Source organism: Pseudomonas sp. Ant30-3 (assembly GCF_000690905.1).
GTDB lineage: Bacteria > Pseudomonadota > Gammaproteobacteria > Pseudomonadales > Pseudomonadaceae > Aquipseudomonas.
In genome coordinates this window covers 22,769-36,158 of the sequence record NZ_JMCL01000001.1, presented here as the reverse complement: position 1 = coordinate 36,158, position 13,390 = coordinate 22,769, and the positions used below count along the sequence as shown (strand labels likewise).

Annotated in this window: 11 protein-coding genes; 2 read left to right on the top strand and 9 right to left on the bottom strand. The window is 57.9% G+C overall.

Annotated elements, in window-relative coordinates:
* Positions 1-10: 10 nt before the first annotated feature.
* The 3 genes from DU29_RS0100185 to coxB all read right to left on the bottom strand — a co-directional run bounded on the left by DU29_RS0100185 (position 11) and on the right by coxB (position 3,476).
* Complete coding sequence (locus DU29_RS0100185; protein ID WP_028619868.1) at positions 11-562, bottom strand: cytochrome c oxidase assembly protein; 552 nt, start codon at positions 560-562, stop codon at positions 11-13.
* A 117-nt stretch (positions 563-679) separates the two neighbouring features.
* Entirely contained in the window at positions 680-2,266 is a 1,587-nt protein-coding gene (ctaD, locus tag DU29_RS0100180) for a cytochrome c oxidase subunit I (protein ID WP_028619867.1), read from the bottom strand.
* 82 nt (positions 2,267-2,348) lie between these two features.
* A complete protein-coding gene (gene coxB, locus DU29_RS0100175; RefSeq protein ID WP_028619866.1) occupies positions 2,349-3,476 on the bottom strand; it encodes a cytochrome c oxidase subunit II in 1,128 nt (375 codons plus the stop codon).
* 370 nt (positions 3,477-3,846) lie between these two features.
* Here coxB and DU29_RS0100170 point away from each other — a divergent pair, with 370 nt between their 5' ends.
* A complete protein-coding gene (locus DU29_RS0100170) occupies positions 3,847-4,497 on the top strand; it encodes a hypothetical protein (RefSeq protein WP_028619865.1) in 651 nt (216 codons plus the stop codon).
* Between the two features lie 124 nt (positions 4,498-4,621).
* Here DU29_RS0100170 and DU29_RS0100165 read toward each other — a convergent pair whose 3' ends face one another.
* From DU29_RS0100165 to DU29_RS0100155, 3 genes are all read right to left on the bottom strand, one after another.
* A complete protein-coding gene (locus DU29_RS0100165) occupies positions 4,622-6,148 on the bottom strand; it encodes a SulP family inorganic anion transporter (RefSeq protein ID WP_028619864.1) in 1,527 nt (508 codons plus the stop codon).
* Between the two features lie 91 nt (positions 6,149-6,239).
* Complete coding sequence (locus tag DU29_RS0100160) at positions 6,240-6,971, bottom strand: carbonic anhydrase (protein WP_028619863.1); 732 nt, start codon at positions 6,969-6,971, stop codon at positions 6,240-6,242.
* A gap of 244 nt (positions 6,972-7,215) precedes the next feature.
* On the bottom strand, positions 7,216-8,274 hold the full coding sequence (locus DU29_RS0100155) for a PA0069 family radical SAM protein (RefSeq protein ID WP_028619862.1): 1,059 nt from the start codon (positions 8,272-8,274) through the stop codon (positions 7,216-7,218).
* Positions 8,275-8,483: 209 nt separating this feature from the next.
* Here DU29_RS0100155 and DU29_RS0100150 point away from each other — a divergent pair, with 209 nt between their 5' ends.
* Positions 8,484-8,789, top strand: coding sequence for a hypothetical protein (locus tag DU29_RS0100150; protein WP_028619861.1), 306 nt, complete (start codon positions 8,484-8,486; stop codon positions 8,787-8,789).
* An 82-nt stretch (positions 8,790-8,871) separates the two neighbouring features.
* On the opposite strand, the gene DU29_RS0100145 is transcribed toward DU29_RS0100150, so the two are convergent.
* From DU29_RS0100145 to prlC, 3 genes are all read right to left on the bottom strand, one after another.
* Positions 8,872-10,899 carry a M3 family metallopeptidase gene (locus tag DU29_RS0100145; RefSeq protein WP_028619860.1) on the bottom strand — a complete coding sequence of 676 codons (2,028 nt, stop codon included), beginning with the start codon at positions 10,897-10,899 and terminating at the stop codon, positions 8,872-8,874.
* A 111-nt stretch (positions 10,900-11,010) separates the two neighbouring features.
* The gene (locus DU29_RS0100140; RefSeq protein WP_028619859.1) at positions 11,011-11,289 is read right to left on the bottom strand and encodes a YheV family putative zinc ribbon protein; all 279 of its coding nucleotides are present in this window, start codon (positions 11,287-11,289) and stop codon (positions 11,011-11,013) included.
* A complete protein-coding gene (gene prlC, locus DU29_RS0100135) occupies positions 11,286-13,364 on the bottom strand; it encodes an oligopeptidase A (protein ID WP_177326930.1) in 2,079 nt (692 codons plus the stop codon). Before prlC ends, DU29_RS0100140 begins: the two co-directional genes overlap by 4 nt.
* Positions 13,365-13,390 lie beyond the last annotated feature (26 nt).

Below are 13,390 nucleotides of genomic sequence, written 5' to 3'. Positions count from 1 at the left end.
TCGGGCACGCTCAGCCGCCAGTGTTGACTGCCACCGGTGGATGTCGGGCGGTGATATCGAACAGCGTGTAGGACAGCGTGAGGTGCTTCACTTCCTTGGGCATGTCGCGATCAACGATGAACCGCACGGGCATCTCGATCCGCTCACCGGGTTGCAACACTTGCTGGGTAAAGCAAAAACATTCGGTCTTGTGGAAATACGCCGCCGCGTTGCTCGGCGCGATACTCGGCACGGCCTGGGCGCTCATCGGCTTGTCGGTCGGGTTGTGAGCGATGAAGACCATCTCGTTGACTGCACCGGGGTTGGCGGTCAGCTCATCGCTCTTGGGGTAGAAATTCCACGTCATGTCGGCGGAGTTGGTCGACAGAAACTGCACGCGCACCTGGCGCGAGGTATCGACCGTTTGTTCGCCCTGGTACTGCCCCCCCGTCTTGCCGTTGATGCCGAACGCCTTGCACATCACGTCGTAGATCGGCACTAGGGCAAAACCGAAAATGAACATGGCCACCACCACCAGCAACAGGCGGGTGATCAGTTTTTTCATCGAGATTGAGTCAGCCATGATTCCAAACCCCTGTGCATAACCCTGTAGGAGCTGGCTTGCCAGCGATAGCGGAGTATCTGGCACACCGCATCGAGTTCATCGCGAGCAAGCTCACTCCCACAAAGGCATGGCGTTTCATTTCACTTCCGGCGGCGTTGTAAACGTGTGATACGGCGCCGGCGACGGCACGCTCCATTCCAGACCTTCAGCGCCATCCCACGGTTTGGCAGGTGCCGGCTCGCCGCCGCGGATGGTCTTGATCACGATAAACAGGAAGAAGATCTGCGTGGCGCCAAACAGGAAGGCGCCGATCGAGGAGACCATGTTGAAGTCGGCGAATTGCAGGTTGTAGTCCGGAATCCGCCGCGGCATGCCGGCCAGGCCGACAAAGTGCATTGGGAAGAACGCCATGTTCATGCCGACGAAAGACAACCAGAAATGCAGCTTGCCGAGCGTTTCGTCATACATGTGGCCGGTCCATTTCGGCAGCCAGTAATAGGCCGACGCGAAAATCCCGAATATTGCGCCGGGCACCAATACGTAGTGGAAGTGCGCCACCACAAAGTACGTGTCCTGGTACTGGAAATCCGCCGGGGCGATGGCCAGCATCAGGCCGGAGAAGCCGCCGATGGAGAACAGAATCACGAACGCCACTGCAAACAGCATCGGTGTCTCGAAGGTCAGCGAGCCTTGCCACATGGTGCTGGCCCAGTTGAACACTTTGACCCCGGTGGGCACCGCAATCAGCATGGTCGCGTACATGAAGAACAATTCGCCCACCAATGGAATGCCGACCACGAACATGTGGTGCGCCCAAACGATGAACGAAAGGAACGCGATGGCGGCCGTGGCATAGACCATTGAGGTGTAGCCGAACAACGGCTTGCGCGAAAAGGCCGGGATGATCGAGCTCACCGCCCCGAAGGCCGGCAGGATCATGATGTACACCTCGGGGTGGCCGAAGAACCAGAACACATGCTGGAACAGCACCGGGTCACCACCCCCGGCGGCACTGAAGAAACTGGTGCCGAAGTGGATGTCCATCAGCATCATCGTCACGCACCCGGCCAGCACCGGCATCACTGCAATCAGAAGGAATGCGGTGATCAGCCAGGTCCAGACGAACAGCGGCATTTTCATCAGCGTCATGCCGGGGGCGCGCAGGTTGAGAATGGTCGCGACCACATTGATCGCGCCCATGATCGAACTGATCCCCATCAAGTGGATGGCGAAGATGAAGAACGTCACGCTTTCCGGGGCGTAGGTCGTCGATAGCGGCGCGTAGAACGTCCAGCCGAAATTCGGCCCGCCACCGGCGGTAAACAAGGTCGAGATCAACATCCCGAATGCCGCCGGCAACAGCCAGAAACTGAAGTTGTTCATGCGCGGCAGGGCCATGTCAGGCGCGCCGATCATCAACGGGATCATCCAGTTGGCCAGCCCGACAAACGCCGGCATCACCGCACCGAACACCATGATCAGGCCGTGCATGGTGGTCATCTGGTTGAAGAATTCCGGCTGGACGATTTGCAGTCCGGGCTGGAACAGTTCGGCGCGGATTACCATGGCAAACGAACCGCCGAGCAGGAACATGGTGAACGCGAACCACAAATACAGCGTCCCGATGTCCTTGTGGTTGGTGGTCAGCACCCAGCGCATCAGGCCTTTGGCTGGGCCGTGGGCGTGGCCGGCATGACCGTGGTCATCGATGACGGCGCTCATGGCTTGTCTCCTGTAAACAGATGGGCTGGGCAGGTCGGGGCGCAGTGCCCCGGCCGGTTCCTGAAGTGCGCAATAGACCGGGTCATTTGCTTTCCGCCTGTTTCAGTTCCAGCACTTCTTTGGGCGTGACCATGTCACCCTTGTTGTTGCCCCAGGCGTTGCGTTCGTAGGTCACGACTGCAGCGATATCGACTTCCGAGAGCTGCTTGCCGAACGCCGCCATCGACGTGCCGGGCTTGCCGTGGAAGACAATATCCAGGTGATCCTTGATCGGGCCGGTGGCAATTTTCGAGCCTTTGAGTGCCGGGAACATTGGCGGCAGGCCTTGGCCTTCAGCCTGGTGACAGGCCACGCAAGTGGTGTGATAGACCTTGTCGCCGCGCTCCTTGAGCTCTTCGAGGGTCCATTCCTTGCTGGTCAGCTCTTTGAGTTGAGCGGCTTCGGCCTTGCGCTCGCCGAGCCAGTTTTCGTAATCGGCCTGTTCCTTGACCTCGACCACGATCGGCATGAAACCGTGATCCTTGCCGCACAGTTCGGCGCATTGGCCGCGGTAGATGCCGGGTTTGTCGACACGGGTCCAGGCTTCATTGACGAACCCGGGAATAGCATCGCGTTTGACCGCGAAGGCCGGGACCCACCAGGAGTGGATCACGTCGGCGGAGGTGACCAGGAAGCGCACCTTGGCGCCGATCGGTAGCACCAGCGGCTTGTCGACTTCGAGCAAATAGTGCTCGCCTTTGGGTTCCTTGTTGTGGATCTGGTCGGCGGGAGTGGTCATGTTGCTAAAAAATTCGACGTCCTGACCCAGGTATTTGTAGTGCCACTTCCACTGATAGCCCGTGACCTGGATGTCGATATCCGGCTCGCTGCTGTCATACATCTGGATCAGGGTCGCTGTCGCTGGCACCGCCATGACCACCAGAATCAACACGGGCACGATGGTCCAGAGCACTTCTACGGTGGTGTTTTCATGAAATTTTGCGGCCACCTGCCCGGTCGAGCGACGGTGGAGAATCATCGACCAGAACATGGCGCCGAAGACGATCATGCCGATCACCACACAGATCCAGAAAATGATCATGTGCAGGTCAAATACTGCGTGACTGATTTCAGTCGCTCCCGGCGCCATATTCACAGTCCATGCGGCGTGCGCAGGGCTGAAAATCGACCACAACAGGAGGCCCATCCAGACATGTGGATGTCGCATCATTGCGGGTTCCCCTTATCGTTCTTGTTATCCCGCCGGCTTTCACCTGCGGCAAGGGAGCGGCTGCATCAGACTACGAACTTGATTGCCGGGCCTTGCTGCGTGTGCAGTCGGGCGTCATCAGCTAACTCCATTCCAACCCGAGTATAGACAGCGACCGGCACCTCGCAATGTGCTCGCGCAAATGATCTGAAACGTCTGTGACTTGCGCTCAAGGTCACGAATGGAGAAGGATGCAGACGAGTGGCGGTAAATGGATATAACGGAGATGTCTCAAGGATGAAACAATTATGACAAATGCGTCTTAGCATTCTTCGTAAGCCAGCTAAGTTATGTTTTTCCTATTTCATTGCCATTGTTTCCTGGAGTTTTCATGAACACCGCCGCATTGCGCGAGCAGATCCAAAAAGCCCAACAACATGAAGCCGAGACCGGCCTGCTGACCCGTCAGCTGGAAAGCAAACTGCCTCATCTCCACCCCTCGATCCAATTACCGGAAGCTGATGCCAATGGCGTGCTGACGCGTTTTGTCGCCGCTTACATCGATGAAGTGCCTGATCTGCTGGATGCAGCCAATGAAGTGGCAAAGGAAGCGGGTATCGAATCGCAGATCAAACCGGTGCTGAAAATTGCCGAGCAATATTTCCTTCAGCCGCCGACGATCATGGCCGGTCACGTCGGCCTCGACAGCCTGCTGGATGAAGCGTACCTGGCGCATCGCTTTGTTGAAGAGGTAAACGATCTGTACATCAAGCATTTTGACCAGCCGTTGATCCCATTGGACATGACGGTGGCCAACCTTATTGCTCACCAGTTGATCGGCGAAGAATTCGCCAACCAGCTCGATGAGGCCGTGCATCACGCAATAGACCAAATGCTCGACGACGAGAGCTTTGCGCTGGAGTCGGTGGAAGCCTACCGCGAGAAACTCAGCAGTCCCGACACCGGCGCCGCGTGGAAACGCTGGCCGTGCATGTCGCGGCGACTGGGGTTGAGTCTGGAGCTGGATCAGCCGGCTGCCTGACATTCAGGACCACCGATACCCCTGTGGGAGCGGGCTTGCTCGCGAATGCGGTCGATCATTCAACGTTGATGTCGACTGACACTTCGCTTTCGCGAGCAAGCCCGCTCCCACCATCCATTTGTTTTTATGCCGCTGAACCGACGCCGGTGGTGGTGCGCAAACGCCCCTCCAGCCTGCGCTTCAACCCGCGTGCCTCAATCAATAGCGTCGAGCCATTCGCCGCGTTGGCCCGTCCCCAGTCCTCCAGCAATTCCAGACACGAATGGTCGATGTAGCTCAGGTTATTGAGCGGCACATGGACGGTCGCGCCCGCAGGAATTGTCCCTAACACTTGCGTCAACGCTGGCACTTTCAGAAAGGTTGCAGCACCCATCAGGCGCAGCTCCATCTCGCCTTCCTGGGGCAAATCGATCAGGCTGATCTTCAGTCGCGAGGCTTTCCAGGCGAGTTTAGCCAAGGTCAAACCAAAGCCGATCAACACGCCGGTCAGCAAGTCGGTGAAGATGATCGCCAGTGCCGTTGCGGCGTAAGTGAACATCGGCATACGCCCATAACGACCCAGGCCCCGGAAGACTTTCAGATCGACCAGTTTGAACCCGGTGTACACCAGAACGCCCGCCAGGCTCGCCACCGGGATGCTTTGCAGCACGCTCGACAGCAGCAACACGAAAGCCAGCAGCCAGAGGCCGTGGAAGATCGTTGACATGCGCGTGGTGGCGCCGGCTTGCACGTTGGCCGAGCTGCGCACGATCACGCCGGTCATCGGCAGTGCGCCAAGCAGACCGCAGAGCATGTTGCCGACACCTTGTGCGGACAACTCCCGATCAAAATCCGAGCGCGGGCCGCTGTGCATGCGGTCTACGGCGGCCGCCGACAGTAAAGTCTCGGCGCTGGCGATAAACGCCACGGCGAACGCGGCAATCAACAGGGTAGGGTCAGCCAGATTGAGCAGATCCGCCGGCTTCAACCAATCGATAGCTTCTGCAAGATTCGCCGGCACTTCCACACGTTTGACCTGCAATGCCAGAACCAGGCTGGCGACTGTCGCCAGACCGACACCGAGCAAAGCGCCGGGCACAAAGCGCAGAGAGTGCGGGCGCAGTTTTTCCCAAAGGTACATCACGGCGATGGTCGACAAGCCGAGCAGACCGGCCTGCCAGCCAAATGACGGCAATGCCTGCGCCACGGCCGCCGGGAATGCCGTCAGGTTATCCAGCCCCGATGGCTTGGGCACTGCGTCGAGCATCACGTGTACTTGCGACAGCACGATCAGCACGCCGATCCCGGCGAGCATGCCGTAAACCACCGCAGGTGCCGTCACGCGAAACCAGCAGCCCAGTTTCAGGCGCCCGGCGACCAGTTGCAGGAAACCCGCCAGCAGCAGAATCGGCCCGAGCATGTCGATGCCATGCTGTCGTACCAGTTCGAACACCAGCACCGCAAGGCCCGCCGCAGGTCCACTGACCTGCAGCGGCGAGCCGGCGATCCAGCCCACCACCAGACCACCGATGATGCCGGTGATCAGGCCTTTTGCCGGCGGCAGGCCCGAGGCAATGGCGATGCCCATGCACAGGGGCAGGGCGACCAGGAAAACAACCACCGAAGCCAGTAGCTCCCTTGGCAAGACAGCTTTGAGTTGCGCAGCACGCATGATGATTCTCCCGAAGTTTTCTTCAGGCATGGCAAAGCCGTGCTGCTCAATCGGCAGCCACGGCTTTACCACACTGGGTGTTTAGGAGGATTTAGAAGCGCGCTTTGGGCGTCGCCACCGGAATCGGGTGGCTGCCATCGAGCGGCAGGAAACAACCCTGATCCGCGTCGTAAGCTTTGATTTCGCTGGTTTCAATGCTGTAGACCCAACCATGGATGAACAGCTGACCGTTGGCCATGCGCGATGCTACCGAGGGATGCGTGCGCAAATGTTGCAACTGAGCGATGACATTCTCTTCGGTGAGAATCTTCATGCTTTCGCCTTCATTGGCGCAATTGCAGTTTTCCGAGACCATGGTTTTGGCCACTTCGGCGTGGCGCAGCCAGGCTTTGACCGTCGGCATTTTTTCCAGGCTTTGCGGGTTGAGTACCGCACGCATGGCGCCACAATCGGAATGTCCGCAAATGATGATGTGCTGCACGCCGAGCGCGAGTACCGCGTACTCGATCGCGGTCGACACGCCACCGTTCATCTGTCCGTAAGGCGGCACTACGTTGCCAACGTTGCGGGTGACAAACAGGTCGCCAGGGGCACTTTGGGTGATCAGTTCAGGCACGATGCGCGAATCAGCGCAGGCAATGAACATTGCTCGCGGGCTCTGGGCCGTGGCGAGTTTCTTGAAAAGCTCTTCCTGCTGCGGGAAGACTTCGTGATGAAAATGCAAAAAGCCGTCAACGATATGCTTCAGCGCTGCATCGGCGGTCTCCGCCTCTGGTTGGGCTGAAGCCGACGCAGCCAGCGGCTGTTTATCCTTGTCACTCATGAATTCATCCTCTTGATCGGAATCAGGGAAGGGTCCCGTTTTTTCCGGTTGGAAGCCAGTGGCTGTTTAAAAAACGAGCGGGTCATAACCGTCGACCCGTCAGTCACTCGATGAACACGGTAGCTGTCGAAACTTAACTCAAACTGAATAAACCGCTCTAGAACGTGTGTTCCAGGTCACAAAAAACGTGACCAGCGTAGTGTCCAAGCGCTATTACACCTGCTCGACAACAGGTCTATTGTCCTTAAATCAGTGACATCTGGCGACCCGGGGGACAAAAGGAATCGCAGTCCAGATTGTAGCCGTCACGGCGATTGATCCCCAGTCGCTTGATGGCTTTGGCGAAACGTTGCGCCAACAGATCTGCAAACGGCCCCTCACCGCGCATGCGAGTGCCGAATCGACTGTCATAGAGCTCGCCGCCGCGGCTTTGGCGGATCAGGCTCAGCACGTGAGCCGCGCGTTGCGGGTAATGCGCCGCCAGCCATTCTTCGAACAGCGGAGCTACTTCCAGGGGCAAGCGCAGCATCATGTAGGCGGCACTCTGCGCACCGGCGGCGTAGGCTTGTGCCAGCAAACTTTCGAGTTCGCTGTCATTGATCATCGGAATCATCGGTGAACACAACACCCCGACCGGAACACCCGCCTCACGCATCACGCGAATCGCCCGCAATCGCGCCTTGGGTGCTGCCGCGCGAGGTTCGAGAATCCGTTTCAATTCATCGTCCAGCGTGGTCAGGCTGATCATCACGGCCACCAGGCGTTGCTCGGCCATTTCGGCCAGCAGGTCGAGGTCACGAAGAATCAGCGAGCCTTTGGTGACAATGGTTACCGGGTGACGGTAACGCAGCAGTACTTCGAGTGTTTTGCGCGTAATCCGGTGTTCACGTTCGATCGGCTGATAAGGATCTGTGTTAGTGCCCAAGGCGATGGGTGCGCATTGATAGCCGCGCCGGGAAAGCTGTTCTTCCAGGACATCGGCGGCGTTGGTCTTGGCGATCAGTTTCGTTTCGAAATCCAGCCCCGGTGACATGTCCCAATAGGCATGACTGGGCCGGGCATAGCAGTAGATACAGCCGTGCTCGCAGCCTCGATAAGGATTGATCGAGCGATCGAACGGCAGGTCTGGCGAGCTGTTGCGGGTGATGATGGTTTTCGCCGTTTCGATGCGCACCTCGGTCCCTTGCGTCGCCGGGACTTCCTGATACCAGCCGTCATCCTCGGCCACGGTGCGATTGGGGGCGAAACGGTTGTGCGGATTGGTCGCTGTGCCGCGTCCGCGGGGTGGCAATGGCGGGATCATGGGCAGAATTCTCGAGCTGTATGTGCATACAGTATCCGAGGATCACCAGATCGGCGAGTACCATTCGGCGCCTGCTGCCAGTACTTCAATCTGGTTCAACTTGAAGCAATGCCGGGAAACATATAACGAATAGCACTTGCTGATTAAGGCTTAGTAGTATCCGGTCGGTACTACTTAACATTAATTACTAGTTTAAATGGAATTTAATCATGTCGTTTTTTAATCAGCGCGGTATCTTTCTGCAGTTGTTGGCTCCAACTATTACCAACCCGCGGGAGGCACGAGTATCCATGCAACTGGGCCGTAAGGAATCAGGCTGGGATGCGGAGGCCGGCGCAGTGACGGATGTACTGGTGGACTCGGTCTACGTCGATGCGGTTTCCAATGATGGCGGGCGTTCTTTCAGTATCAAATCGGTCAGTAGCGATGTTGATGGAGACGGCGATATCGACAATGACGACAAGGCAAAACTGCTGGCACTGGCAAAAGCGTATTCCAGCATTGTGAATCCGTGATTCATAAGTACACCTGAATGGATCATCATTCAGGTGTACTTGGTTAATGCCAAAGTAAGGCGCGGCATTTACACGCGTTCAATTAATCAAGGCGTGGGAAAACATCCTGGTCAATCGGACGTTCAAGGAACACTTCAAGCGAAGTTAGCAGAGAGCGCGCATCACCCGGTGTAAAGACGGCCTCTCGAAAGGCCTTACCCGTTGCCACATGGAATACACCGTCTCGTTGAAACCGTTTGAAGGCTTCAGTTGCCAATACCCCTGACCACTTATAGGCATAAACCGATGCCTCGTAACCCGTCACCATGTAGTCGAAGCTGTTGGCGAACCGGCAATAGCTCGGCAGTTGCAGGTGCGGGATTTCTTTTTGAATGTCGTCAAACACCTGCTGCACGCTGCGGCCATCGCCGTGGCAGCGATGCAATTCAAAGTCGAAGAGCGCGCTCATCAACAGCTCTGCGGTTTGCCAACTGGTCTGAGCTTGAGTAGCAACCAGTGCCCGTTCCACCCGCTGATCGCCTAAACGCGCTCCGGTCTGATACTCGGCCGCGATCCATAGCAAAAACTCTTTCGACTGACACCAGAGTTCAAACATCTGCCCAGTGAATTCGGCGCCGTCCCGGGCGAATTCGGAGATTCCCGATAGGGTGAAATGGGGAGTGCGCGTCAGCACATGCTGCAGGCAATGGCCAAACTCATGGAAAAGCACGCGCAGATCCTGATGCACGAGTAGACAGGGCATGTCAGCCACGCCCTCAGTGAAGTTTCCATAAAGAACGGCTATGGGTAGCGCCACTTGCCCTTCAGCGTCGCGATGCCTGTTTCGTAGCGTGGCGGTCCACGCATAGTCCGTGGACCCTACTCGATGGAAAGGATCAAGATAGATATACCCAACCACGCGATCATGTTCGCTGATTTCGAACAGTCGAACATTTTCGTGCCATTGATTGAACGCTTTCTGCTCGACAATTTTGATCCCGAACATCCGCTCGCCGAACAGGCACAACCGTCGCAATGTTCCATCGAGCGGAAAGTACGATTTCAGGTTTTTCAGCGCACCGTCATGCGTGTGGCGGCGCAACTTTTCGGCAAGGAAAGCGCGATCCCACGGCTGAATATCGGCAATTTCATGCTCAATGGCGAAAGCCTTGAGTGCTTGAACATCGCTTTCGAGATCCGCTGTTACCAATGCGATTTGCTGGCGCAGGAAGGCGCTGACGTGCGCTTCGGACGCGGCCATTTTTGTTGCCAGACCCAGTTGCGCAAAGTTTGCGTACCCCAGCAGTCGGGCTTTACGTTGGCGCAGGTCCATTAACGATTCCAGCGCCGGACCGTTATCGTACTGGCCTGCGTGGGGACCTTGATCCGAGGCCCGGGTCGTGTAGGCGATGAAGTATTCCTCGCGAAGTGCTCGGTCCTCGGCGTGGGTCATCACGTGCTGGTAAGTGTTCTGGTCCAGCCGCATCAGCCATCCGGCGTGGCCAGCCTGTTGCGCATTGAGAGCAAGGCTCGCTTTCATGGCCAGGGACAAGCCGTTGAGTGGCGCTTCGTCATCGAAGCGTTTATCCCAGGCTTGCGTGGCAATATCCAGTTTCGCGATGAACAGGCCCTCGAACGCACCGATAGCATCATTGGTGCGCGCCAGTACTTGCTGTTGTTCGTTATTCAGATCGATGCCGGACATTTGAAACTTGCGCAGGATCTTGCGTAGCACAGCCTGACGAGGCTCATCGAAATTGAGCGCAATCGGACTATTTGCCAGCCGTTGATAAGTCTCGAACAACGCCCTGTTGTTCATCTTTTCGGATGTGTATCGCATAGCGGCGTTGCGACTCCAGTTGCTCGCCGTCTGCCAGGCTTCGTCGTCGACGTTAACCCCGTCGAGTGTGTCGATCACGGCCATGGTCTCGGCCAGACGTGCATCCGTTTCGTCGACGGCAATCACCAGATCGTCCCAGGTTGGAAAAATGCTTTGGCTGGCGATGATGTCGGCGAGGGCCTGACGATTGTCCGCAATGATTGCTTCGATGGCCGGCACAAGATGCTCGGCGCGGATGGAAGTCCAGGGCGGCAGTGTCCATTTCTGTAAAAGCGGATTGGTGAGGGTCATGCTGTCTTCCTTGAATGAGGGCTGATCGGTCAGCCTATTCAGGAAGTGCAGGGGAAGGGCGGTACATAGTTACCACCTCTCGCGCTGTTCAGGCGAGAGAGGTGGCAGATTTTACTCTGGTTTTTTCTTCAACTTTGGATTGGGGAAGAACTGCACAGCCTGCACTTTTGTATCCGGCGCTTTCAACGCTGACGTATTGACCCGGGTGCCCAATTCCTTCGGCACCGACAGACCTTGTTCATTCAGCGTGTCGGCATACCCGCAGGCCACACACTCACGGTGCGGAACGTCATCTTCGCTCCACATCCGCAACTTGTCCGGCTCGCTGCACGCCGGGCATACGGCCCCGGCGATGAAGCGTTTTTTTGTGATCACTGGCCCCTCACTCATGCTGCGGCGTCCTCACTCAGGCCGCTATGACGCAAGAGTGCGTCAATCGATGGCGCACGGCCACGGAAGTCGACGAACAGCACCATCGGCTCTTGGGAGCCCCCGCGCGCGAGGATCGCTTCACGGAATGCGCGGCCGGTTTCGGCATTGAGCACGCCGTCCTCTTCAAATTTTGAAAAGGCGTCGGCCGACAGCACTTCAGCCCATTTATAGCTGTAGTAACCCGCTGCGTAACCCCCGGCGAAGATGTGCGCGAAGCTGTTCGGGAAACGGTTGTAGGCTGGCGGACGCATCACCGAGACTTCGTCGCGCACGCCTTCGAGCACTTGCAGGGGGCTACGGCCATCGCCGCGGGTGGCGTGCAGTTCGAAGTCGAACAGCGAGAATTCCAGTTGGCGCACCATCATCAGGCCGGACTGGAAGTTTTTTGCCGCGAGCATTTTTTCCAACAGATCCTGCGGCAGCGGCTCGCCGGTTTCGTAATGGCCGGAAATCAGTGCCAGGCCTTCAGGCTCCCAGCACCAGTTTTCCATGAACTGGCTCGGCAGCTCGACCGCATCCCAAGCCACACCGTTGATGCCGGACACGCCGGCGTGATCGACGCGAGTCAGCAAGTGGTGCAGGCCGTGCCCGAATTCGTGGAACAGGGTAGTGACTTCATCGTGGGTCAGCAGCGCAGGTTTGCCGCTGTCGGCCGGGGTGAAGTTGCACACCAGATTGGCCACCGGGCTTTGCAGCACGCCGTCAGCGGTACGGCGACGGTCACGGGCGCCGTCCATCCAGGCACCGCCGCGTTTGTTGGCGCGGGCGTAGAGATCGAAGAAGAAACGGCCGACGTGCTGGCCATTTTCCTTGATTTCGAACAGGCGAACGTCCGGGTGCCAGGTGTCGAAGCCTTTCTGTTCAGCGATTTCGATGCCGTACAGGCGCTGGACGATGGCGAACAGGCCGCTCAGCACTTTATCGATCGGGAAGTAGGCGCGAAGGGCTTCCTGGGCAACGCTGTAGCGCTGTTCGCGCAACTTCTCCCCATAGAAACCGCTGTCCCAGCTTTGCAGGTCCGGGCAGCCTTGTTCGGCCGCGTAGGCTTTCAGTTGCGCCAGGTCCTGTGCAGCGAATGGCTTGCTGCGCTTGGCCAGATCACGCAGGAAGGTCAGCACCTGATCGCTGGATTCAGCCATTTTGGTGGCCAGGCTCAGCTCTGAAAAACTGGCGAAACCCAGCAGTTTTGCCAGCTCCTGACGCAGGTCGAGGATCTCTTCCATGATTGGGCCGTTGTCATTCTGACCGGCGTTCGGGCCTTGGTCCGAGGCGCGGGTGCAGTAGGCCGCGTACACTTCTTCACGCAGGGCGCGGTCCTGGGCATAGGTCATCACCGCGTAGTAGCTCGGAAATTCCAGGGTAATGAGGAAGCCGTCGAGGCCTTTGGCCTGTGCCGCCGCAGCCATCTGCGCTTTGGCCGAATCGGTCAGGCCGGCGAGGACGGTTTCATCGGCAACGTGTTTGGTCCAGGCTTGCGTGGCGTCAAGCAGCTGATTGGAGAAGCGGCTGCCCAGCTCGGACAATTTGCTTTGGACCTCGGCGTAGCGCTGCTGCTCGGCAGGCGGAAGATCGATACCCGACAAACGGAAGTCGCGCAGCGAGTGCTCCAGAATAGTTTTTTGCGCCACGTCGAAACTGGCGGCTTCCGGGCTGTTTGCCAAGGCTTCGAAGGCCTGGAACAGCTCGCGGTTCTGGCCCATCTCGGTCGAGTAGGCGCTCAGGGCCGGCAGGCACGACTCGTAAGCTTCGCGCAATTCGGCGCTGTTGCACACGGCATTCAAGTGACTGACCGGGCTCCAGGCCGCGCCCAGTCGATCATTGAGTTCGTCCATCGCCAGCACCAGGCCGGCCCAGGTCGGTTGTTTGCCCTGGGTTTTGAGGATTTCGATAATGGCGGCGCGGTTGTCAGCCAGGATCTGTTCAATCGCCGGTTGCACGTGTTCGGCCCGGATCGCCGAGAACGGCGGCAGGTCGTAGGACTGCAAAAGAGGGTTGTTCACGCTCACGTTTGGCACCTTGGCTGGAAGAAACATGCGCCCATCTTAATTACAATCGACGC

Bases quoted from the DNA above. Each gene is read 5' to 3' on its own strand.
- DU29_RS0100160 (WP_028619863.1), bottom strand. From the start codon at position 6,971: ATGAGTGACAAGGATAAACAGCCGCTGGCTGCGTCGGCTTCAGCCCAA.
- ctaD (WP_028619867.1), bottom strand. From the start codon at position 2,266: ATGAGCGCCGTCATCGATGACCACGGTCATGCCGGCCACGCCCACGGC.
- DU29_RS0100165 (WP_028619864.1), bottom strand. From the start codon at position 6,148: ATGCGTGCTGCGCAACTCAAAGCTGTCTTGCCAAGGGAGCTACTGGCT.
- DU29_RS0100145 (WP_028619860.1), bottom strand. From the start codon at position 10,899: ATGACCCTCACCAATCCGCTTTTACAGAAATGGACACTGCCGCCCTGG.
- DU29_RS0100185 (WP_028619868.1), bottom strand. From the start codon at position 562: ATGGCTGACTCAATCTCGATGAAAAAACTGATCACCCGCCTGTTGCTG.
- DU29_RS0100155 (WP_028619862.1), bottom strand. From the start codon at position 8,274: ATGATCCCGCCATTGCCACCCCGCGGACGCGGCACAGCGACCAATCCG.
- prlC (WP_177326930.1), bottom strand. From the start codon at position 13,364: ATGTTTCTTCCAGCCAAGGTGCCAAACGTGAGCGTGAACAACCCTCTT.
- DU29_RS0100140 (WP_028619859.1), bottom strand. From the start codon at position 11,289: ATGAGTGAGGGGCCAGTGATCACAAAAAAACGCTTCATCGCCGGGGCC.
- coxB (WP_028619866.1), bottom strand. From the start codon at position 3,476: ATGATGCGACATCCACATGTCTGGATGGGCCTCCTGTTGTGGTCGATT.
- DU29_RS0100150 (WP_028619861.1), top strand. From the start codon at position 8,484: ATGTCGTTTTTTAATCAGCGCGGTATCTTTCTGCAGTTGTTGGCTCCA.
- DU29_RS0100170 (WP_028619865.1), top strand. From the start codon at position 3,847: ATGAACACCGCCGCATTGCGCGAGCAGATCCAAAAAGCCCAACAACAT.